Source organism: Amycolatopsis kentuckyensis (assembly GCF_002155975.1).
Classification (GTDB): domain Bacteria; phylum Actinomycetota; class Actinomycetes; order Mycobacteriales; family Pseudonocardiaceae; genus Amycolatopsis; species Amycolatopsis kentuckyensis.
The window spans coordinates 1-808 of record NZ_MUMI01000801.1 but is presented as its reverse complement, the minus strand read 5'-3'; the positions used below and the strand labels follow the sequence as shown (position 1 = coordinate 808).

Annotated in this window: 1 protein-coding gene; it reads right to left on the bottom strand. The window is 74.3% G+C overall.

Annotated elements, in window-relative coordinates; all coding sequences use genetic code 11:
- Positions 1-40 precede the first annotated feature (40 nt).
- Positions 41-808: uroporphyrinogen-III C-methyltransferase (gene cobA / locus CCN39_RS48030; RefSeq protein WP_086853867.1), on the bottom strand; the 768-nt coding region annotated here is incomplete at its 5' end.

The following is an 808-nucleotide window of genomic DNA, read 5'->3' as shown; positions in this document are numbered from 1 at the left end:
CAGTCACGCGAGTTCCGGGTTCCGTCACGCGAGTTGCGGGTTAGGGGATGGGGGCGAGGCCCGCGACGGGGCCGATCACGATCACCGCGGGCGGGCGGACTCCGGAGGCGGCCGCGTCGGTGACCACCGTGTCCAAAGTGGACCGGAGGGAACGCTGGGTGCGCATGGTGCCGTCCTCGATGATCGCCACCGGGGTGTCGGCCGGGCGGCCGCCGTCCAGGAGGGCCTTGGCGAACTGCGGGAGCCGCTCGACGCCCATCATCAGCACGATCGTGCCGCGCATGCGGGCCAGCAGCTCCCAGTCGACCAGGGACCGGTCGTCGCCCGGGGCGACGTGGCCGGAGACCACCACCACCTCGTGGGCCACGCCGCGGTGGGTGACCGGGACGTCCGCCACCGCCGGGACCGCGAACGCGCTCGTGATGCCCGGGACCATCGTCACCGGGACGCCCGCCTCGGCGCAGGCCAGCACCTCTTCGAAGCCGCGGCCGAACAGGTACGGGTCGCCGCCCTTGAGGCGGACGACGAACTTGCCCTCCTTGGCGCGCTCGATCAGCGTGCTGTTGATGACGTCCTGGCTGGCCGCGCGGCCGTACGGGATCTTCGCCGCGTCGACCACCTCCACCTCGGGCGCGAGCTCGTCGAGCAGCTCGCGGGGCGCCAGCCGGTCCACCACGACGACGTCCGCACGCGACAGCAGCCGGCGGCCGCGGACGGTGATCAGCTCCGGGTCGCCCGGGCCGCCGCCGACCAGCGCCACCCCCGGCAGCGTGCCCTCGGGGTGCGGACGGCGGCCGTCCTCGATCGT